Annotated in this window: 17 protein-coding genes and 2 tRNA genes; 15 read left to right on the forward strand and 4 right to left on the reverse strand. The window is 69.4% G+C overall.

The window, feature by feature from the left end; translation table 11 throughout:
* Positions 1–108 precede the first annotated feature (108 nt).
* Positions 109–918, forward strand: a complete 810-nt coding sequence (locus ABZV42_RS36610; RefSeq protein ID WP_355976659.1) for a DNA-formamidopyrimidine glycosylase family protein — start codon at positions 109–111, stop codon at positions 916–918.
* A gap of 28 nt (positions 919–946) precedes the next feature.
* Here the strand turns inward: ABZV42_RS36610 and ABZV42_RS36615 are convergent, their stop codons facing one another.
* Positions 947–2,176 (reverse strand): GNAT family N-acetyltransferase, encoded by a 1,230-nt coding sequence (locus ABZV42_RS36615; RefSeq protein WP_356055818.1) that lies wholly within the window; start codon positions 2,174–2,176, stop codon positions 947–949.
* A gap of 169 nt (positions 2,177–2,345) precedes the next feature.
* Here ABZV42_RS36615 and ABZV42_RS36620 point away from each other — a divergent pair, with 169 nt between their 5' ends.
* Together ABZV42_RS36620 and ABZV42_RS36625 are read left to right on the forward strand one after the other, a co-directional pair.
* A complete protein-coding gene (locus tag ABZV42_RS36620) occupies positions 2,346–3,521 on the forward strand; it encodes a PP2C family protein-serine/threonine phosphatase (protein ID WP_355976653.1) in 1,176 nt (391 codons plus the stop codon).
* A gap of 95 nt (positions 3,522–3,616) precedes the next feature.
* A complete protein-coding gene (locus ABZV42_RS36625) occupies positions 3,617–4,072 on the forward strand; it encodes an HD domain-containing protein (RefSeq protein WP_355976651.1) in 456 nt (151 codons plus the stop codon).
* A gap of 113 nt (positions 4,073–4,185) precedes the next feature.
* Here the strand turns inward: ABZV42_RS36625 and ABZV42_RS36630 are convergent, their stop codons facing one another.
* Positions 4,186–5,370 (reverse strand): acyltransferase family protein, encoded by a 1,185-nt coding sequence (locus ABZV42_RS36630; protein WP_356055820.1) that lies wholly within the window; start codon positions 5,368–5,370, stop codon positions 4,186–4,188.
* Between the two features lie 646 nt (positions 5,371–6,016).
* Here ABZV42_RS36630 and ABZV42_RS36635 point away from each other — a divergent pair.
* Entirely contained in the window at positions 6,017–6,211 is a 195-nt protein-coding gene (locus ABZV42_RS36635) for a hypothetical protein (protein ID WP_355976647.1), read from the forward strand.
* Between the two features lie 271 nt (positions 6,212–6,482).
* On the opposite strand, the gene ABZV42_RS36640 is transcribed toward ABZV42_RS36635, so the two are convergent.
* A tRNA-Gly gene (locus ABZV42_RS36640) sits at positions 6,483–6,556 on the reverse strand.
* A gap of 151 nt (positions 6,557–6,707) precedes the next feature.
* Between ABZV42_RS36640 and ABZV42_RS36645 the strand changes: the two genes are divergently transcribed.
* The 5 genes from ABZV42_RS36645 (at position 6,708) to clpX (ending at position 11,708) form a co-directional block, all read left to right on the forward strand.
* Positions 6,708–6,784, forward strand: a tRNA-Pro gene (locus ABZV42_RS36645).
* Positions 6,785–6,984: 200 nt separating this feature from the next.
* Complete coding sequence (gene tig, locus ABZV42_RS36650; RefSeq protein ID WP_355976645.1) at positions 6,985–8,382, forward strand: trigger factor; 1,398 nt, start codon at positions 6,985–6,987, stop codon at positions 8,380–8,382.
* A 464-nt stretch (positions 8,383–8,846) separates the two neighbouring features.
* Positions 8,847–9,452: an ATP-dependent Clp protease proteolytic subunit gene (locus ABZV42_RS36655; RefSeq protein WP_190169049.1), complete on the forward strand. Its 606-nt coding sequence runs from the start codon at positions 8,847–8,849 to the stop codon at positions 9,450–9,452.
* A 117-nt stretch (positions 9,453–9,569) separates the two neighbouring features.
* The gene (locus ABZV42_RS36660) at positions 9,570–10,250 is read left to right on the forward strand and encodes an ATP-dependent Clp protease proteolytic subunit (protein ID WP_266758730.1); all 681 of its coding nucleotides are present in this window, start codon (positions 9,570–9,572) and stop codon (positions 10,248–10,250) included.
* 171 nt (positions 10,251–10,421) lie between these two features.
* Positions 10,422–11,708 carry an ATP-dependent Clp protease ATP-binding subunit ClpX gene (gene clpX, locus ABZV42_RS36665; RefSeq protein WP_355976643.1) on the forward strand — a complete coding sequence of 429 codons (1,287 nt, stop codon included), beginning with the start codon at positions 10,422–10,424 and terminating at the stop codon, positions 11,706–11,708.
* A 239-nt stretch (positions 11,709–11,947) separates the two neighbouring features.
* On the opposite strand, the gene ABZV42_RS36670 is transcribed toward clpX, so the two are convergent.
* Positions 11,948–12,904: a hypothetical protein gene (locus tag ABZV42_RS36670; RefSeq protein WP_355976641.1), complete on the reverse strand. Its 957-nt coding sequence runs from the start codon at positions 12,902–12,904 to the stop codon at positions 11,948–11,950.
* 137 nt (positions 12,905–13,041) lie between these two features.
* On the opposite strand from ABZV42_RS36670, the gene ABZV42_RS36675 reads away from it, so the two are divergent.
* The 6 genes from ABZV42_RS36675 (at position 13,042) to mreC (ending at position 21,359) form a co-directional block, all read left to right on the forward strand.
* Positions 13,042–15,693 carry a valine--tRNA ligase gene (locus ABZV42_RS36675; protein WP_355976639.1) on the forward strand — a complete coding sequence of 884 codons (2,652 nt, stop codon included), beginning with the start codon at positions 13,042–13,044 and terminating at the stop codon, positions 15,691–15,693.
* 365 nt (positions 15,694–16,058) lie between these two features.
* Positions 16,059–17,597 carry a folylpolyglutamate synthase/dihydrofolate synthase family protein gene (locus tag ABZV42_RS36680; RefSeq protein ID WP_355976637.1) on the forward strand — a complete coding sequence of 513 codons (1,539 nt, stop codon included), beginning with the start codon at positions 16,059–16,061 and terminating at the stop codon, positions 17,595–17,597.
* 5 nt (positions 17,598–17,602) lie between these two features.
* Positions 17,603–17,974 carry a DUF4233 domain-containing protein gene (locus ABZV42_RS36685; RefSeq protein WP_355976635.1) on the forward strand — a complete coding sequence of 124 codons (372 nt, stop codon included), beginning with the start codon at positions 17,603–17,605 and terminating at the stop codon, positions 17,972–17,974.
* 353 nt (positions 17,975–18,327) lie between these two features.
* Entirely contained in the window at positions 18,328–18,741 is a 414-nt protein-coding gene (gene ndk / locus ABZV42_RS36690) for a nucleoside-diphosphate kinase (RefSeq protein WP_108999420.1), read from the forward strand.
* A gap of 441 nt (positions 18,742–19,182) precedes the next feature.
* Positions 19,183–20,202, forward strand: a complete 1,020-nt coding sequence (locus ABZV42_RS36695; RefSeq protein ID WP_355976633.1) for a rod shape-determining protein — start codon at positions 19,183–19,185, stop codon at positions 20,200–20,202.
* A gap of 218 nt (positions 20,203–20,420) precedes the next feature.
* Positions 20,421–21,359 carry a rod shape-determining protein MreC gene (gene mreC, locus ABZV42_RS36700; RefSeq protein ID WP_355976632.1) on the forward strand — a complete coding sequence of 313 codons (939 nt, stop codon included), beginning with the start codon at positions 20,421–20,423 and terminating at the stop codon, positions 21,357–21,359.
* The last annotated feature ends 12 nt before the right edge of the window (positions 21,360–21,371 follow it).

Here is a 21,371-nt window from a genome sequence, read left to right on the forward strand (position 1 = left end):
AGGGCCTAGCGACGTCGGGTCCGCGGCCCCGACGCCTCGTCGGGCCCTTCGACCCGCGCCCACGGCCGCCCGGCCGTCGGACGGGGCAGACAGACAGCAGGAGGAACGGTGCCCGAGGGGCACACCATTCACCGGCTCGCGGAGGACTACCTCGCCGCGTTCGGTGGCCGCGGCGTCCGAGTCACCAGCCCACAGGGCAAGTTCGGTGACGCCGCGGCCCTCCTCGACGGATCGGTCCTGACCGCGACGCAGGCCCACGGCAAGCACCTGTTCCTCGGGTTCCGCCCGGAGCGGTGGGTCCACATCCACCTCGGCCTCTTCGGCAAGGTCGGATTCGGCGGCACACCCGCCCCGCCGCCCACGGACACCGTCCGCCTGCGCCTCGTGAACGAGAGCGCGTACGTCGATCTGCGCGGCCCCACCACCTGCGCACTGATCACGGACGACGAGAAGCGCGCGATACACGACCGTCTCGGCCCGGATCCGCTGCGCCCGGACGCCGATCCGGCGGCGGCCTACCGCCGTGTCTCCCGCAGCCGTACGACGATCGCCGCGCTGCTGATGGACCAGAAGGTCATCGCGGGCGTGGGCAACGTCTACCGCGCGGAGGTCCTCTTCCGGCACGGCATCGACCCGTACCGCGCGGGGAAGGATCTCGGCCCCAGGGAGTGGGACGCGATCTGGGCCGACCTCGTCGACCTCATGCGCGAGGGCGTCCGCAACAACCGCATCGACACGGTCCGGCCCGAGCACACCCCCGAGGTGATGGGCCGCCCGCCGCGCGTGGACGACCACGGCGGCGAGGTCTACGTCTACCGCAGGGCCGGCCTGCCCTGCCACATCTGTGGCGGCGAGATCAGCACCGCCGATCTCGCCGCCCGCAACCTCTTCTGGTGCCCGGCCTGCCAGCAGACCTGAACCCGCACGGGGCCGCCGCCGAGAGGCACTAGAAGCCGTGCGGCAGCCAGGGGGCGACCACCGAGGTGAACGCCGTCGACGCCTCCGCCAGCGCCCCTCCGCGCAGTTCACGCACCGCTCCACCGGCCGCGAGCGACGCGAGCGACACTCCGCCGAGATAGGCGGCCCCCAACTCCCGTACGGACAGCGCGAGATCGGGAGCGTCCTCGGTCCGTGCGCACACCGCGCCCTTGGCGTCGCCGGTGAGCCGCCAACGCCCTTCGTTCCAGGGGCAGAAGGAGTCCTCGACCTCGAACACCACGTCCACCGGCGCCTGATAGGTCCGCGCCTCCAGCGCGGCCCCGACGTCGACGACCCGCACATGCAGCGAGTCCTTCATCCGCAACTGGCAGCGGCGGATGTCGGAAACCATGTGCTGCCAGGCCTCGTCCACGGGCCGGCCGCGGGTCCGCAGCGTCGACGTCAGGTCGATGTCGAACAGGAACCGCCACAGCGCGGCCCGAACCGCCGGGTCCAGTCCCTCGACATCCACCATCATCACCGCGCCGTTGTGCCCGCTCGGCCCCCACTCCGGCTTCACCCGGAAGCGCGTGTACCCCACCACCTCGCCGTCCCGCTCGGCCACCACGCACTGCAACGGTGAGGCACCGCCGCGCTGGTCCTCCGAGTCGAGCAGCCCGAGCCCTTCCCAGCCGGACCTGCGGGCCAGCATCCCGGGACGCTGCGGCACGAGCCGCGCGTACACCGCCTCGCACGCGTCCAGCACCTCGGCAGGCACCGCGTAACGCAGCCGTACGTCGTCCGTACCGGGCGGCACGGACAGCCGCACGCGGTCCGTGTCGATCTCCGCGCTGATCTGGAGGGTCCCGATGCCGTAGCCGAAACGCCCGTAGATCGCCGGCTCCGACGCGGTCAGGACGGCGAGCGGCTCGCCCCAGGTACGGATGTCGTCGAGCTGGCGGCGCATCATCGCGGTGAGGATCCCGCGCCGCCGGTGCGTGGCCGCGACGCTCACCGCAGTGATCCCGGCCGCCGGGACCGAGGCGCCACCGGGGACCGTGACACGGAAGGAGAAGGCCCCCGCCGTACCCACGCAGCTCTCCCCGTCCCACACGCCCAGCGAACGGTCGTACTCTGTGAGCACGTTCCACAGTGCGCGCTCCTCGGACGACTCCGCCACACCCCCGAACGCGCGGAGCAGGTTCTCGTACCATTCGTCCCAGTCGGCCTGCCGCAGCACCCGAACGTCAGTCGTCATAGCCCATGCCTACCAGGGCAATGCGGTACGAGCGAGGGAATTTCGCCCGGCCGCGACGGCCCCGTCCGGAATGTTCGGTGCGGTTCTCTGTGAAGTTGAGCGCTCGGAGGGGGGACAAGTGGGACCTCCCGTGCCAAGCGCCTGGTCCGATGGATAGGGTCCCGAACTAATGGCAGCAGGACGAGCGCGGCGCGCTGAAGCCGATACGTTCACGGCCCGGTTGAAGATGCAATGGCACCGGGCCCGCACAGGGCTGCGCAGATCCGCCGTCGACTACTTCCGCGGGGACGGTTCCGACTGGATCGCGCTGGCGGCCCTGCTGATCATGATCCCGGTGATCGCCTCCACGACCCTGGTCAACTCGGTGTGGTGCTCACCCGCCGCCCTGGTCCTGCCGATCGTGGCCGGCGGACTGCTGCTCCGGCCCGCCAGCCTGCTCGGGCTGTACGCCGCCGCCGCGACCGCGCTGATAGTGGAGTCCGTGAAGCTCGGCCCGTACACCGAGGGCCCCTCCCGGGTCACACCGGGCGTGGTCCTCGTGGTCGCGGCCTGCGGCTTCTTCGGACTGCTGATCGCACAGTTCCGCAGCCGGGTGGGCGTGCCCTGGCGACGCGGCGGCACCATGCTCTTCGACCTGCGCGAACGCATCCGCGTGCAGAGCAAGCTGCCGAAGCTGCCGGTGGGCTGGCACCGCGAGATGGCGCTGCGCCCGGCGGGCGGTCAGTCCTTCTCCGGCGACTTCGTCGTGGCGGCCCGGACGAACGGCGGCCGGACCCTCGAAGTCGTCCTCACCGACGTCTCGGGCAAGGGAATGGACGCCGGTTCCCGCGCCCTGCTGCTGTCCGGAGCCTTCGGCGGCCTCCTCGGCTCGCTGCCCCCGCACGCGTTCCTGCCCGCCGCGAACGGCTATCTGCTGCGCCAGGACTGGGACGAGGGCTTCGCGACCTCGATCCATCTGGTGCTCGATCTCGACTCGGGCGACTACGAACTCTTCTCGGCCGGCCACCCGCCGGGCCTTCAGCTCAGCGCGGGCAGCGGCCGCTGGGAGGAGAAGGTCGCGGAAGGCCCCCTGCTGGGTGTGTACGACGGCGCCCAGTTCGACCCGGTGAAGGGCTCGCTGCGGCCGGGCGACGTGCTCATGCTGTTCACGGACGGTCTGGTCGAAACCGCCGACCGGGACATCGTGGAGGGCATCGACCGGCTCACCGGGGAGGCCGACCGCTATGTCGCCGGCGGCTTCCACGGCGCCGCCTGGCACCTCATCGAGGCGGTGGCCAGGGACGTCAACGACGACCGTGCCCTCCTCCTCATCTGCCGCGACGGTCTGGCCGCCCCGGCACGCTGACCGCGCCCACCGCCCACCGCCCACCACCCACCGCCCCACGTCTCGCCGGTTCCGGCGACGGAGGCGGTGGCCCGTACGGAGGAGACACCGATCGCGTGACCCGACCTCTCCTGAGCCTGGCCGAAGTCGAGGCGCTCGCCCGCACGGCGCACGCGGCCCAGACCGACAAGGCCGGCCGGCCGTACGCCGAGCACCTCCAGGCCGTGGCTGACGGCGTCCGCGAGCGTGGCGGCGACGACGACCAGCTGGCGGCGGCCTGGCTGCACGACGCCGTCGAGGACGACGTCCTCTCCGAGGACTGGCTGGACGAAGCCGCGCTGAGCCCGGGCACGAAGGACATCGTGCGGGCGCTCACCAGAGTGGACGGTGAGCCCCCGGAGTCGTACGCGCGACGCATCCGGACCACCCGGGGCGCCCTGCTGGTCAAGGCGTCCGACCTGGCCCACAACTCCGACCCGGGCCGCCTCGCGGTCCTCGACGAACTCACCCGGATCCGTCTGACGAGGAAGTACGCCTCGATGCGCGCCCTGCTGGGGCTGCCCCCGGGCTGAACGCGGGCACGCATGCGAGAAGGGCGGGCCCGGAGACTCCGGGCCCGCCCTTCTCGCACACTCCCCGTCCGTGGGCCGGCCGCGGTGCCTTCCGCCGTCCGTGTGGTGTCCGGCTACGCGTTGACAGCGGCCCGCTCCCGGGCGACCTCCGCCGCGTCCCGCTTGAACGCCCACTCCATCTTCGGCTCCATCGAGAACCGGAAGATCCGCTGGACGGGCCGTGTGCACAGGGTGGTGACGAGCGCGGCCGCGAACACCGTCACGAGCAGCTCGCCCAGCGGCTTGTGCAGCCACCCGTGGTCGAACCAGCCCCAGTACTCGGACGCCTTGACGACGAAGCCGTGCAGCAGATAGCCGTACAGCGTGCCCGCGCCGAGCGCCGTGAACCAGAACGTGCGCCGCGGCACCCAGGCGAAGAAGCACGCGGTGAGCACCAGCGAGCAGCCGTAGAGCGCGAGCGTCATGACGACCCCGGCCCACCAGGGGGCACCCAGCTCCTGCGCGCTGTCGCGGTGGAAGAACCAGGCGGTGTTCATCCGGGGCACCGCCCAGTAGCCCACGAGCAGCGCCGCGGCGAACACCGGCACCGACAGGACGCGCACCTCGCGGCGGCGCACCAGCTGGAAGTGCTCGGGCTTCATGAACAGGCCGAGGACGAAGAACGGCAGGAACTGGAGCACCCGCTGGAGGTCCAGGTCGTCACCGATCTCGGGCGAGACGGACGCGAGCAGGGCGAGGCACACCGCCAGCGGGACCGGCCAGCGGACCAGCTTCCACAGGGGGGTGGTCAGCCGCCAGACGAACAGCGCGACCAGGAACCAGGTGAGGTACCAGGGGTCGAGCAGGCTGATCGCCTGGTTCGGGTCGCCCCCGGCCCAGCGGTCGAAGAGCGAGTACGCCGTCTCGAACAGGACGTACGGCACGACGACTCCGGTGACCAGCCGCTTCAGGCGGTCCGGGCGCATGTCGAAACTGCGCGAGAAGTAGCCGGAGATGATGATGAAGGCCGGCATGTGGAACGTGTAGACGACCGTGTACAGCGTTTCCAGAACGCGGCTCTGGCCCTTCAGCGGCTCCCACGCGTGACCCATGGCCACGAGCACGATCGCCAGGTACTTGGCGTTGTCGAAGAAGGCGTCGCGCTGTTTGGCGGGCTTGGCGCCCGGTGCGGTGCCCGCGGCGGCGACCGCCGTCGCGGACGTCCGGGGCGAACGCTGACCCGGCACTCCGTCCGCCGGCGACTGAGCCGGGGGGAGCGGTGATCCGTGGTGGCCGTGGGGTCGGAGCGAGTTGGTCACAGGCCCTCCCGCCAAGAACTCAGGGGGACGAATCCGGACCTCGCTGCGCGAACGGGGGGCGTGGCGGCGTGGAACATCTGAGGCACCCTAGCGTCGTCTGTGCGTTCTCGTAAAACGCCCGATCTCATTCCTGCTTATCGCCTGCGCGTACCCCGGATTCGGGGAAGTGTGCCTCCCGGTCCGCAAGCGGTTCCGTATATCGATTCGCTTACTGGTGAAGGATGTTCTGTCCTGATTCATGCCGACTGATCAGTACATAACGCCCGCGGGCGACTCTGGAGATATGTCCATGTTCGGAATGCTTCGGGTGGCCGTGCGCCGCGCTCCCGGTGTGCCTGTGACAACAATTCGAATTACCTGCGAACAGGATGTGTGGACATGGCAACGGTTGCCGGGAATTCGCTGTCGAGGTACGCGGTCAATTGCGTCTTGAGGCGGCGCGCCCGGTGTGCTCCCGTGCCGCCGGGGGAGGGCGGTGCGGTGCTGATCCGGTGAGGTTCCGGCTCGCTCCGGTGTCCTCCCCTGGCCAACGATGTGTCACCCGCCGCATACGAGCGGCCGGTTGGTGGCACGATGGTTCTGGCGGGGGTGTGCGGGGCTGCACCTCCGGGCCGGGAGAGCGACCGACCGTAGGGTGTGATCAGTTGTGGCCATTTCGCTGTCAGTGGTGCTGCTGTTGGCGATCATCCTCGTGGTGCTGATCCGAGGGGGATCGATCAAGGCGGGGCCTGCCATCATCGCGGTGCTCTTCGGCTTCTTCCTCGCGTCGACCGGTATGGCTCCGTCCATCACGCGGTTCCTCGACTCGATAGCGCAGACCATCAACTCGATCAGCTTCTGAACGGGACGCGGGGGGAAGCACCCGTCTCCGGATCGCGGACCCGCGCGGAGCGGGCGGCGCGACACGCGCCGGGCGTACGCCAACAGCCGCGCGCCGTCCGCGGACATCTCCGCGCCCGAAACCCGCACCGCCCGAAAGGCGGGAAAACGGGAGGGCGGGCGGGACACGCGGAGACCCGGCGCACGCGGCGGGCACGGAAGGCTGATCGGGGCCCCCGGACACGACGAAGGCCAGGCGGAGGAATCGTCCTCCGGCCTGGCCTTATGTCATCTGGAGCGGGCGACGGGAATCGAACCCGCGTAGCTAGTTTGGAAGACTAGTGCTCTACCATTGAGCTACGCCCGCACAGGATGCGCCACAGGTCAGCGACCCCGGCACAGAATGCATCGTAGCGGGTCGACGCCCCGCAATGCACACCCCGTTCCCGTCCGCGTCGGCGCCCGCGAAATGCGGCAGCCGCGCTGCCTGCGGGCATGTACCCTACGTGTCGCACCGACGGGGTGTGGCGCAGCTTGGTAGCGCGTCCGCTTTGGGAGCGGAAGGCCGTGGGTTCAAATCCCGCCACCCCGACCACCGGCAGGGCCTCGAAGGATCCGTCCGGACAAGATCACCTTTTGGGGCGTGTACCGCCTGCGGTTACTATGCAAGCTGCGTGCCCGTATGTCTGCACTGTTACGTCTCGCAAAGGCCGCTGAATCCGCCCAGGGCTGTGCCCGGCGGGCAGCAGCACGCAGCAGAACCCCCCAAGAAGTCAGCCACAAGGAGACCGAACCGTGAAGAGCGCCGTGGAGACCCTGAACCCGACTCGGGTTCGGCTCACTGTCGAGGTGCCCTTCGAGGAGCTCAAGGACAGCCTCGACGCGGCGTACAAGAAGATCAACCAGCAGGTCACGGTGAAGGGGTTCCGGAAAGGCAAGATCCCGGCGCGCATCATCGACCAGCGGTTCGGTCGCGGCGCCGTGCTCGAAGAGGCCGTCAATGACGCGCTCCCGAAGTTCTACACCGAAGCGGTCAACGAGGCCGAGCTGAACGTTCTCGGCCAGCCCGAGGTCGACATCACCGAGCTGAAGGACGGCGAGACGCTGAACTTCACCGCCGAGGTCGACATCCGCCCGACCATCGAGATCCCGGACTACTCCGGCATCGAGGTCGAGGTCGACGCCATCGAGGTCAGCGACGAGGACGTCGAGAAGGCCGTCTCCGACCTGCGCGAGCGCTTCGCCTCGACCTCGCCGGTCGAGCGCGCCGCCCAGGACGACGACGTCGTCACCCTCGACCTCGAGGCCAAGGTCGACGGCGAGGTCCTGGAGGACGGCGTCGCCGACGGTGTCTCGTACACCATCGGCTCCGGCGAGCTGCTCGACGGCATCGACGAGGCCGTGAAGGGCCTGGAGGCCGGTGGCGAGACCACCTTCACCTCCGAGCTCAAGGGCGGCTCCGCCGCCGGCAAGGCGGCCGAGGTCACCGTCAAGGTCACCCAGGTCGCCGCGCGTGAACTGCCCGAGCTGGACGACGAGTTCGCGCAGCTCGCCTCCGAGTTCGACACCCTCGACGAGCTCAAGGCGGACAGCCGCAAGCGCCTCGAGAACATGAAGCAGTACGACCAGGCCACGCAGGCCCAGGAGCGCGTCCTGGAGAAGCTGCTGGAGCTCGTCGAGGTGCCCGTCCCCGAGAAGCTGCTCGAGGACGAGATCAACACCCGTAAGCACAACCTCGAGCATCACCAGCTCGGCCAGATGGGCCTCGACCTCGCGAAGTACCTGGAGATCCAGGGCAAGACCGAGGAAGAGTTCGACGCCGAGACCAAGGAAGCCGCGGTCAAGGGCATCAAGACGCAGTTCGTCCTCGACGAGCTCGTCAACAAGGAGAAGCTGAACGTCAACCAGGAGGAGCTCACCGAGCACCTCATGCGGCGCGCGGCCTCCTCCGGCATGTCCCCCGACCAGTTCGCCCAGGCCGTCGTCGAGGGCGGCCAGGTCCCGATGCTCGTCGGCGAGGTAGCCCGCGGCAAGGCCCTCGCGGTCGTCGTCGAGGCCGCCACGGTCAAGGACACGAACGGTGAGATCGTCGACCTGGACGACGAGGAGGACGAGACGGCCGAAACCGTCGAGGCCACCGACGCCGCCGAGGCCGAGGAGACCGCCGAGGCCGAGGAGACCACCGAGGCCTGATCGCCCCGGCAGTAATTCTCGGACGGGCCCCCGGAGACTTCACGTCCCCGGGGGCCCGTCCGCATGTCCGGGGCCGCGCCGGGATCTCCTCTTCGCAGGCCCCGTCGGCGTACCCAGGGGCGCGAGGAACCGCGCGAGCAACCCCCACCGCGCCGCAGCCGCGACCCGGCCTCCGCCCCCTCCCCGGGGTGCGTCCCTTCGGGGTGCGCACCCCCCGGCCCGCCCCCCGAGGAACGGGACCGGGACCCTGGTGGAGCGAGCGCGGCGCATGCGCTCACAGCGAACAGTTCCCTCTGCGGGATTCCCCGGAGGGACCCGCGCGTTAGGGTCCATGAATACGAGGGCAGGGGAGTCTCCGGACGCCGTCGGGAGGCGGCGCGGAACCCGGGGTCCCAGGCCCTGCAGAAGACGTGAGACGGCCCGGCGCCGTCGTAAGACGAGCAGGTGGATACGTGACGAATCTGATGCCCACAGCTGCCGGCGAACCCTTCGGTGGTGGCCTCGGCGACCAGGTCTACAACCGACTGCTCGGCGAGCGGATCATCTTCCTCGGCCAGGCGGTCGACGATGACATCGCCAACAAGATCACGGCGCAGCTGCTGCTCCTTGCCGCCGACCCGGACAAGGACATCTACCTCTACATCAACAGCCCCGGCGGATCGATCACGGCCGGTATGGCGATCTACGACACCATGCAGTTCATCAAGAACGACGTGGTGACGATCGCCATGGGCATGGCGGCCTCGATGGGCCAGTTCCTGCTCAGCGCGGGTACGCCCGGCAAGCGCTTCGCCCTGCCGAACGCCGAGATCCTGATCCACCAGCCCTCCGCGGGCCTCGCGGGCTCCGCGTCGGACATCAAGATCCACGCCGAGCGGCTGCTGCACACCAAGAAGCGGATGGCGGAGCTGACCTCCTTCCACACCGGTCAGACCGTCGAGCAGATCACTCGTGACTCGGACCGCGACCGCTGGTTCGACCCGATCGAGGCCAAGCAGTACGGCCTCATCGACGACATCGTGCCCACCGCTGCCGGAATGCCGGGCGGTGGCGGCACCGGGGCGTCTTAAAGCTCCTCCAGCGCCCCCGAGAGCGACGCGGGACCCCTTGCCGCTCCAGAGCGACGCCGGGCCCCCCACGTGCCCTCAGCCGACCGCTCAGCCCTTTCAGGTTTTTCAGGAGACACAGTGAACGACTTCCCCGGCAGCGGCCTCTTCGCCCGCACGCAGGCCGAGTACACCGGTCCTCGCGCGGAGTCCCGCTACGTCATCCCGCGCTTCGTCGAGCGCACCTCGCAGGGCGTGCGTGAGTACGACCCGTACGCGAAGCTGTTCGAGGAGCGCGTGATCTTCCTCGGCGTGCAGATCGACGACGCCTCCGCCAACGACGTCATGGCGCAGCTGCTGTGCCTGGAGTCGATGGACCCCGACCGTGACATCTCGGTCTACATCAACAGCCCCGGTGGCTCGTTCACGGCCCTCACGGCCATCTACGACACCATGCAGTTCGTGAAGCCCGACATCCAGACGGTCTGCATGGGCCAGGCCGCCTCGGCCGCCGCGATCCTGCTGGCCGCCGGTACGCCGGGCAAGCGCATGGCGCTCCCGAACGCCCGTGTGCTGATCCACCAGCCGTACAGCGAGACCGGCCGCGGGCAGGTCTCGGACCTCGAGATCGCGGCGAACGAGATCCTCCGGATGCGTGCGCAGCTCGAAGACATGCTGGCCAAGCACTCGACCACGCCGATCGAGAAGATCCGCGAGGACATCGAGCGCGACAAGATCCTCACGGCCGAGGACGCCCTGGCGTACGGCCTGATCGACCAGATCATCTCCACCCGGAAGATGAACAACTCCGCGGTCGTGTGACGTATCGCTGTATCGTCTGCCGCTCGTCCGTCGCTCCTTGGCGCGGTTCACGACAAAGTGAACCGCGCCAAGGGGGGCCCGAACGGGGGGCTCGGCAAGGTACCGTCGGACATAAGGCAGCACCAGGAGACGCTGGACCCAGGCGGCTCCCAGGCGAAGGGGAAGCACACCGTGGCACGCATCGGTGACGGCGGCGATCTGCTCAAGTGCTCGTTCTGTGGCAAGAGCCAGAAGCAGGTCAAGAAGCTCATCGCAGGCCCCGGTGTGTACATCTGCGACGAGTGCATCGATCTCTGCAACGAGATCATCGAGGAAGAACTCGCTGAGACGAGCGAGGTGCGCTGGGAGGAACTCCCCAAGCCCCGCGAGATCTACGAGTTCCTCGAGGGCTACGTGGTCGGTCAGGAGTCGGCCAAGAAGGCCCTCTCGGTCGCGGTGTACAACCACTACAAGCGCGTCCAGGCCGGTGAGAACAGCACGGGCCAGAACCGCGAGGACGCCATCGAGTTGGCGAAGTCCAACATCCTGCTGCTGGGCCCCACGGGATCCGGCAAGACGCTCCTGGCCCAGACCCTCGCGCGCATGCTGAACGTTCCGTTCGCCATCGCCGACGCGACGGCGCTGACGGAGGCCGGGTACGTCGGCGAGGACGTCGAGAACATCCTGCTGAAGCTGATCCAGGCCGCCGACTACGACGTCAAGAAGGCCGAGACCGGGATCATCTACATCGACGAGATCGACAAGGTCGCCCGTAAGAGCGAGAACCCGTCGATCACGCGCGATGTGTCCGGTGAGGGTGTGCAGCAGGCCCTCCTCAAGATCCTCGAGGGCACGACGGCCTCGGTGCCGCCGCAGGGCGGACGCAAGCACCCGCACCAGGAGTTCATCCAGATCGACACGACGAACGTCCTGTTCATCGTGGGCGGTGCCTTCTCGGGTCTGGAGAAGCTCATCGAGTCCCGGGCCGGCGCGAAGGGCATCGGCTTCGGCGCGACGATCCGCTCGAAGCGCGAGCTGGAGTCCAAGGACCAGTTCGCGGCGGTCATGCCGGAGGACCTGGTCAAGTTCGGCATGATCCCCGAGTTCATCGGCCGTCTTCCCGTCATCACCTCGGTCCACAACCTGGACCGCGAGGCACTCCTCCAGATCCTGGTCGAGCCGCGCAACGCGCTGGTGAAGCAGTACCAGCGCCTCTTCGAACTCGACGGTGTGGAGCTGGACTTCGAGCGCGAGGCGCTGGAGGCCATCGCCGACCAGGCCATCCTCCGCCAGACCGGAGCCCGTGGCCTGCGCGCCATCATGGAGGAAGTCCTCCAGGCCGTGATGTACGAGGTCCCGTCCCGCAAGGACGTCGCCCGCGTCGTCATCACCGCCGACGTCGTCCTGCGCAACGTCAACCCCACCCTGATCCCGAGGGACGCCCGCCGCGGCGGCCCGGGGGAGCAGAAGACGGCGTAGGCCGTCCGACAGAACCAAAGAAGGGGCGCCCGGCGATTCGATCGCCGGGCGCCCCTTCCGTTGTCACTCACCCGTCGGCTGTCACTCACCTGTCGGCGGGCCGCCGAATCACAGCTGCCGAACGCCAGTCCCAGCCACCCACTTCGGGGAACCCGGACGACGGGCCGAGTTGCCGGTGCCGCCCGCAACGGAGCCCCCGGTCGTCGACGACCGAGGGCTGTGTCCGAGGGGCGCCGGAGTCAGATCTTGACGCGGATGTCCTTGCGCAGGGCCGCGGTCACCCTGGCCGACTCGTCCATGCTCACGCCCTGGCCGCCCTGGGCGGCCACGCCGAAGCCGAGGGTGCTGTAGTCGGCCCACATGCACATGTACTGGGTGTCCGTCTTGCCCGTCGCCGCGTTGACGGCCTTCGCCTGCTGGCACTTCATGATGGCGCCGTCCAGACCGGACGGGCTCACGGACTTGGCGTCGCCGACGAAGTCGATCTTGGGGCCGGACCCCTTGGCGGAGTCCTTCTTGATGTTGGCGAACGAGGCGTCGATCGCCGCCTCGGGGTCCTTCACCTTGCCGTAGAGGCCGGAGAAGCTGATGGCCTTGGACCCGGCGATGGCCGCGAGGTCCTTCAGCGTGTCAGGGTTGTTGAGGTCGATCGTGGAGTAGACGCCGCTGACCGACTTGGAGTCGGTGATGCCGCTGGCCGCCAGGTCCTTCGCGTCGCCGGAGGACGGGTCCTGCGGGCCCTGGTCCTTGCCCATGCGCTGGTACTGGCCGTCGATCACCTTCGCCGGCGTAGTCAGCTTGTGGGGGCCGTCGTCCGCGACGGAGCTGTTGCTGCTGCCGCCGAGCACGAGGTACGCGCCCACCGCGATGGCCGCCACCACGGCCACCCCGCCGATGATCAGGGCCGTCTTCTTCTTGCCGCCGGACGGCTCGGGAGGCATCGGGACCGTGCCGTAGGGAGGCTGCTGCCCGTAGGCGGGCGGCTGGCCGTACGGGGGAGTCTGCGGCGGGACACCGGGAGCCTGCGGGGGATACCCGTAGCCGGGCTGCGCCGGGGGAGCCTGCTGGGGGTAGCCGTAGCCGGGCTGAGGGGCCGGCGGCTGCTGGCCGTAGGGGCCCGGCTGACCGCCGGGCTGACCGTAGGGTCCGGGCTGCTGGGGCTGCCCGCCGTACGGGCCCGGCTGGTTGTAGCTCATTTCTGGGTTCCCCTCCGGATGCCTTATGTGTTCCTGACATCCTGACGCACGGATCAAGCCCCCAGGTCCGCAGGGGGTGCACCGTTACGAAGTAATCCCGTTTCGGGACATCGGCGTGACGCCCCTAAACTGATCCCGTGACCGAGAACGCTCATCAGCAGCCATCAGAGCCCAACCCCGAACTGCCGACCCAGTACGCGCCGGCCGATGTAGAGGGGCCGCTGTACGAGCGCTGGGTGGAGCGCGGCTACTTCGAGGCGGACGCGAAGAGCGACAAGCCTCCGTTCACGGTGGTCATCCCGCCGCCGAACGTCACCGGCAGCCTGCACCTCGGTCACGCCTTCGAGCACACCCTCATCGACGCCCTCACGCGCCGCAAGCGCATGCAGGGCTTCGAGACGCTGTGGCAGCCCGGCATGGACCACGCCGGCATCGCCACGCAGAACGTCGTCGAGCGGGAGCTGGGCAAGGAGGGCAAGTCCCGGCACGACCTCGGCCGGGAGGCGTTCGTCGAGCGCGTCTGGCAGTGGAAGGCCGAGTCCGGCGGGCAGATCTCCGGGCAGATGCGCCGCCTCGGCGACGGTGTCGCCTGGTCGCGTGAGCGCTTCACGATGGACGAGGGTCTCTCCCAGTCCGTCCAGACCATCTTCAAGAAGCTCTACGACGACGAGCTGATCTACCGCGCCGAGCGCATCATCAACTGGTGCCCGCGCTGCCTCACGGCGATCTCCGACATCGAGGTCGAGTACCAGGACGACGACGGCGAGCTGGTCTCCATGAAGTACGGGGAGGGGGACGAGACCATCGTCGTCGCCACCACCCGTGCCGAGACGATGCTCGGTGACACCGCCGTCGCCGTCCACCCGGAGGACGAGCGGTACAAGCACCTCGTCGGCAAACTCATCAGGCTGCCGCTGACCGACCGTTCCATCCCGGTCGTCGCCGACACGCACGTCGATCCCGAGTTCGGCACCGGCGCCGTCAAGGTGACGCCCGCTCACGACCCGAACGACTTCGAGATCGGGCAGCGCCACAACCTGCCCAACATCGCCGTCATGGACGAGCACGCGATCATCACGGTTCCCGGCCCCTTCCAGGGCCTGGACCGTCTCGAGGCCCGTTCCGCCATCGTCGGCGCCCTGCGCGCCGAAGGCCGGATCGTCGCCGAGAAGCGGCCGTACAGCCACTCCGTGGGCCACTGCTCGCGCTGCAAGACCACCATCGAGCCGCGGCTCTCCATGCAGTGGTGGGTCAAGGTCGGCCCGCTGGCGAAGGCCGCGGGCGACGCCGTCCGCGACGGCCGCGTCAAGATCCACCCGCAGGAGATGGAGAAGCGGTACTTCGACTGGGTCGACAACCTCCACGACTGGTGCATCTCGCGGCAGTTGTGGTGGGGCCACCGGATTCCGGTCTGGTACGGGCCGAACGGCGAGATCGTCTGCGTCGGTCCCGACGACGAGGCCCCCACGGGCGAGGGCTGGCACCAGGACACCGACGTCCTCGACACCTGGTTCTCCTCCGGCCTGTGGCCGTTCTCCACGCTCGGCTGGCCCGAACAGACCGAGAGCCTCGCGAAGTTCTACCCGAACTCCGTCCTGGTCACCGGCTACGACATCCTCTTCTTCTGGGTCGCCCGGATGATGATGTTCGGCCTGTACGCGATGGACGGCACCCCGCCGTTCCACACCATCGCCCTGCACGGCATGGTCCGCGACCAGTTCGGCAAGAAGATGTCCAAGTCCTTCGGGAACGCGGTCAATCCGCTGGACTGGATGGACAAGTACGGCAGCGACGCACTGCGGTTCACGCTCGCCCGCGGCGCCAACCCGGGCGTGGACGTCCCGATCGGCGAGGACTGGGTCCAGGGCTCGCGCAACTTCGCCAACAAGATCTGGAACGCGACCCGTTTCGCGCTGATGAACGGCGCGACGGTCGAGGGCGAACTCCCGCCCGCCGAGGAGCTGTCGGCCACCGACCGCTGGATCCTGTCCCGGTTGAACGCCACGGTCGCCGAAGTCGACGCCCTGTACGAGGACTTCCAGTTCGCCAAGCTGTCGGACGCCCTCTTCCACTTCGCGTGGGACGAGGTCTTCGACTGGTACGTCGAGCTGTCCAAGACGACGTTCATGGCCGGCGGCGAGCCCGCGAAGGTCTCCGGCCGGGTCCTCGGTGAGGTCCTGGACGTCACGCTCCGCCTGCTCCACCCGGTCGTCCCGTTCGTGACGGAGACCCTCTGGACCACCCTCACGGGCGGCGAGTCGGTCGTCATCGCGGACTGGCCGAAGGCGGTGTCCGTTCCTGGTGCTGCCGCACCGGGCGGCTTCCGCGACACCGCCGCCGAGCAGGAGATCGAGAAGCTCCAGCAGGTCATCACGGAGGTCCGCCGCTTCCGTGCCGACCAGGGCCTCCAGCCGGGCCAGCGGGTCCCCGCCCGGCTGACCCTCGACGGGACCGCGCTGGCCCCGCACGAGGCGGCCATCCGCCAGCTCCTGCGCCTCCAGCCGGAGGGCGACAGCTTCTCGGCCACGGCGACGCTGCCGGTGGCGGGTGCCACGGTCGCGCTCGACCTGTCGGGCACGATCGACGTCGGCGCGGAGCGCAAGCGACTGGCCAAGGACCTCGCCGCCGCCGAGAAGGAGAAGGCCCAGGCCAACGCCAAGCTCGGCAACGAGGCGTTCCTCGCCAAGGCGCCGGACAACGTCGTGGACAAGATCCGCGGCCGGCTCGTCAAGGCGGACGAGGACATCGCCCGTATCCAGGAGCAGCTGAACCGCCTCCCCGAGGCGTAGCCGCTCGCCCCTTCGTTGCGGAAGGCCCCCTGAACCATCCGGTTCCGGGGGCCTTCCGCCGTACACGGCCGGACTTCTTTCGCCCCCTCCGCCCCTGCCCGTCCCGTAGCGGGGGCGCTGCCCCCGGACCTCCGCTCCTCCATCGCCGGAGGGGCTGAACTTCGCCGGACGGCGCCGGAAAGTCTCAGCCCGTCCGGCGTTCTAGGACGAGCCCGTCCGGCGTTCGAGGAGCGGGGTCGTCAGGCCGAAGCGGGGGCTGGGGGCGGCAGCGCCCAGGGAGCGGGACGGGCAGGGGCGGAGGGGGCGAAAACCCCCACGCGGCCCCACACGCCCCCACACCCCTGCCGCCTCCGTAGACTGGCCCCGTGAGTGACCTCCCCCCGCACGACAGCAGCGCGTCCGACGAGTCGGAACCCCGTGACCCGCACGGTCTCTTCGACGAGATCGTGGCGAACGAGACCGACCGGGACCCCGACCTCGCGGTGATCGAGGCCGGCAGCCGCACCCTGCGCACCCGGGGCGGCGGCGGCCCGCAGGCCGACGTCCCCGGGCGCCCCTCGGACCCCGAGGTCGACAAGGCGCTGCGTGAGGTGGAGGCCGAGCTCGCCACCCGCTGGGGCGAGACCAAGCTGGAGCCGTCCATCAGCCGCATCGCGGCGCTGATGGACGTGCTGGGGGACCCGCAGCGCGCGTACCCCTCCATCCACATCACGGGTACGAACGGCAAGACCTCCACCGCCCGCATGGTCGAGGCGCTGCTCGGCGCCTTCGACCTGCGGACCGGGCGCTACACCAGCCCCCACGTCCAGTCGGTCACCGAGCGGATCAGCCTGGACGGGGCGCCGGTCTCCGCCGAGCGGTTCATCGAGACGTACAACGACATCAAGCCGTACGTCGAGCTGGTCGACGGGCAGCAGGAGTACCGGCTGTCCTTCTTCGAGGTACTCACCGGCATGGCGTACGCCGCCTTCGCCGACGCGCCCGTGGACGTCGCCGTCGTCGAGGTCGGCATGGGCGGCAGCTGGGACGCCACCAACGTGATCGACGGGGACGTCGCCGTGGTGACCCCCATCGACCTCGACCACACCGACCGGCTCGGTGAGACCCCCGGTGAGATCGCCGTCGAGAAGGCGGGCATCGTCAAGCAGGACGCCACCGTCATCCTCGCCCAGCAGCCGGTCGACGCGGCCCAGGTGCTGCTGAAGAAGGCCGTCGAGGTCGACGCCACGGTGGCCCGCGAGGGCCTCGAATTCGGTGTCGTGGGGCGGCAGATCGCGGTCGGCGGGCAACTGCTCACCCTGCGCGGCCTCGGCGGGGAGTACGAAGAGGTCTTCCTGCCGCTGCACGGCGCCTACCAGGCGCACAACGCCGCCGTGGCGCTCGCGGCGGTCGAGGCGTTCTTCGGCGTCGGCTCGGCGCACTCCCAGCGGCTCGACATCGACACCGTGCGCAAGGCGTTCGCCACGGTGACCTCGCCCGGCCGCCTGGAGATCGTGCGGCGCTCGCCCACCGTGGTGCTCGACGCCGCGCACAACCCGGCGGGCGCCCGCGCCACCGCCGAGGCGGTGAGCGAGGTCTTCGACTTCAGCCGGCTGATCGGGGTGGTCGGCGCGAGCGGCGACAAGAACGTGCGGGGGGTGCTCGAGGCCTTCGAGCCGATCTTCGCCGAGGTCGTCGTCACCCAGAACTCCAGCCATCGCGCGATGGACGCGGACGAACTCGCAGGGATCGCCGTCGAGGTCTTCGGCGAGGACCGGGTGCAGGTCGAACCGCGGCTCGACGACGCCCTGGAGGCCGCGATCACGCTCGCCGAGGAAGAGGGCGAGTACGCGGGCGGTGGAGTGCTGGTCACCGGATCCGTCATCACGGTCGGTGAGGCCCGACTGCTCCTGGGGAGGGGCTGACTCTCGTGCGTACGCTCTGTGCTTCCACGCTGATCGGCGAGTTCTTCGTCATCGGTTTCGCCGGGCTCGTCGCCATGAAGGAACCCGATCTGTCCACGGCCACGGTCTGGACGGTCTGCGGTGTCCTGATGGCGCTGAGCGTGCTGCTCTGCGGCATGATCACCCGGCCCGGCGGTGTCCAGCTCGGCTGGGCGTTCCAGATCCTGCTCATCGCCGGCGGGTTCTTCGTGCCGTCGATGTTCATCCTGGGCGCGGCCTTCGCCGCCCTGTGGTGGGCCTCGGTCCACTACGGCCGCAAGATCGACGAGGCCAAGGCCCGCTTCGCCGCGCAGGCGCAGCCGTCGGCGCAGACCGAGCCGGACGGCCACCCGGCCTAGGCCGAGCCGGGCGCAACCCGGCCTGGACCCGGCCAGCGGCAACTCGGTCTGGACCGGCGGAAAGGCGGCTACCGGGCCGGCGGCAACTCGGTCTGAACCGGCGGCCAGGCGCCAACCCGGCCAGGCGGCAACCCGGCCCGGGCGGCAACCCGGCCCGGGCGGCAACCCGGCCCGGGCGGGCCGAACGCCAACCCGGCCGGGGTGGGCCGCCGGCCGGCCAGGTGGGGCGCGCGAGCGTGTGCCACCGGCGGACGGAGGTGCGCGCCGGTATCACCTGACACTGTGCGAGGGCCACCCGGACACGCCCTGTAGCCTCGGTCATCCGCACAAGTGTGACCCGAAGGAGCTTTCCCGTGAGCCAGCGCACCCTCGTCCTCCTCAAGCCCGACGCCGTCCGTCGCGGCCTGACCGGCGAGATCATCAGCCGCATCGAGCGCAAGGCCGGCTGGCAGATCACCGCGCTGGAGCTGCGGACCCTGGACCAGGACACGCTGGAGCAGCACTACGGCGAGCACAAGGGCAAGCCCTTCTACGAGCCGCTGGTGGCGTTCATGGCCTCCGGCCCGGTCGTGGCCCTGATCGTCGAGGGCGAGCGGGTCATCGAGGGTGTGCGCGCCCTGGCCGGCCCGACCGACCCCATCGCCGCCGCCCCCGGTTCCATCCGCGGTGACTTCGGCGTCATCGTCCGCGAGAACCTGATCCACGCCTCCGACTCCGAGGAGTCCGCCGAGCGCGAGGTGAAGATCTTCTTCCCCGGCCGCGCCTGAGCGCAGGGACGACGGCTCGGCCGCGGCGTCCGTGTGCACGGACGGTCACGGCGGGACGTACGGACGGTCGCGTCCGAGCTCGCGGGCGGCCTCGGCGAGACTGCCCGGACGATCTCCGGAGCGCGCCGCGAACCACAATTCCAAAGAATTTTCTGAGACTGCGTCAGCGCGGCTCCGACAGTCTGACCAGGGACGGCCGTGAAAAATCCGGCCGTCCCGTGGCATATGCGCGCTGATCGAGGGAACGCGTGCCCCCGATGGCCCGTCTCCACAAGCGAGTCGGTCCGCCATCTGCTGACAATGGCCAAGACCCTCGCGCAGTGTTCGTGCAGGCGCGTCTACGATGGAGGCGTTCACGTCGCTGCACCAACCTCGCGCCGTCCCTAAAAAGCCGTCAAAGCTCGCTTTGGGAAGGCCAGACGAATCCTGATGGGGAACTCAATGTCGTTCATCGGCCGTGACATGGCTGTCGACCTCGGGACCGCCAACACGCTGGTGTACGTCAGGGGTCGAGGGATCGTACTCAACGAGCCGTCCGTCGTCGCGATCAACACCAACACCGGCGGGATCCTCGCGGTCGGCGCGGAAGCGAAGAAGATGATCGGGCGGACGCCGGGCAACATCGTTGCCGTGCGCCCGCTGAGGGACGGCGTCATCGCCGACTTCGAGATCACCGAGCGCATGCTCCGCTACTTCATCCTGAAGATCCACAAGCGGCGCTACCTCGCCCGCCCCCGCGTCGTCGTGTGTGTGCCCTCCGGTATCACAGGCGTCGAGCGCCGTGCCGTCATCGAGGCGTCGTCCCAGGCCGGCGCCCGCCAGGTGCACATCATCGAGGAGCCCATGGCCGCGGCCATCGGCGCCGGCCTGCCGGTCCACGAGGCCACCGGCAACATGGTGGTGGACATCGGCGGCGGCACAACGGAGGTCGCGGTCATCTCGCTCGGCGGCATCGTCACCGCCCAGTCCATCCGCGTCGCGGGCGACGAGCTGGACAACGCGATCATCCAGCACATCAAGAAGGAGTACAGCCTCCTTCTCGGTGAGCGGACGGCCGAGCAGATCAAGATCACGATCGGTTCGGCGTACGACCTCGACGCCGACGAGCACACCGAAATCCGTGGCCGGGACCTGGTCTCCGGACTGCCCAAGACGGTCGTCATCTCCGCCGCGGAGGTCCGCAAGGCGATCGAGGAGCCGGTCAACGCGATCATCGACGCCGTGAAGACGACGCTCGACAAGTGCCCGCCCGAGCTCTCCGGTGACGTGATGGACCGGGGCATCGTCCTGACCGGCGGCGGGGCCCTGCTGCGCGGCCTGGACGAGCGGCTGCGCCGCGAGACCGGTATGCCGATCCACATCGCGGAGGACCCGCTCGACAGCGTGGCGCTCGGCTCCGGCAAGTGCGTCGAGGAGTTCGAGGCGCTCCAGCAGGTTCTGGACGCCCAGCCCCGCAGATGAAGTAACACTTCGATTCCGCCGTACGAGATCAGCCCTTCTCGTGCGGCGGATCGTTGGTATGGAGGCATAAACTCCTGCGACATAGAGTCATAACCTCCCCCATAACAGCCACGCCGCCACACCCCCCCCACTCCAGCCTCATCGCACCGTGGGCATCCTTTTCGCCCAGGGCGCGCCCCTGTTGACCCAATACGACGAGGAAGGCACGGCCGCCGCACGTGAGGGACACACGAGAGAGCCGGCTGCTCCTGGTGCTGCTGACCGCCATCGCGTTCGCACTGATCACGGTGGACATCCGCGGCGGGCAGGACTCACCGGTCGACGGTGCCCGCCAGGCCGCCGCGACGGTCTTCGGCCCGATCGAGAACGGGGTGTCGTCCGCGGTCGACCCCGTCGGCAACGCGATCTCCGCGGTCCGCGACTCCGGCGGACGCCATGATCGCCTCGCCCAACTGGAGCACGACAACGCGGCGTTGAAGGCGAGACTCGGCAGCAAGGACCGCAACAGCAGCCGCCTCAAACAGCTCGACAAGATGATCAAGGTGGCGGGCGAGGGCCAGTACGGCATCAAGGGCGCCGAGGTGATCGCCATAGGAGCGGCCCAGGGCTTCTCCTGGACCGTCACCATCGACGTCGGCGCCAACGACGGCATCCAGCGCGACATGACCGTCCTGAACGGCGACGGACTGGTCGGCCGGGTCACCACCGTCGGCCCGGACACCGCGACCGTGCTCCTCGCCAACGACCCCGACTTCACCGTCGGCACGCGCATGGAGTCGACCGACGAACTCGGCTTCGCCTCAGGCCAGGGCGACCGCCCGCTGCGCGTCGAGCTCCTCAACGCCAAGGCGAAGATCAAGAAGGGCGACCGGCTGGTCACCTTCGGCTCGCAGTCCGACAAGCCGTTCGTGCCCGGCGTTCCCGTCGGAGTCGTCTCCCGGGTCGACCCCTCCGGCGGCGACCTGACTCGCACGATCTACGTGACGCCGTTCGTCTCGTTCACCAAGCTCGACATCGTCGGCGTCGTCGTCGCGGCGCCCAAGAGCGACCCCCGCGACACCGTGCTGCCCCCGAAACCGAAACCGACGCCCACGCCGACCGTGACCGTGACGGTCACTCCGTCGGCGAGCGCCACCGACCTCGGCCAGCAGCAGTAAACAGGAGGAGCC

This window comes from Streptomyces sp. NPDC005281 (genome assembly GCF_040607495.1).
Taxonomy (GTDB): Bacteria; Actinomycetota; Actinomycetes; order Streptomycetales; family Streptomycetaceae; genus Streptomyces.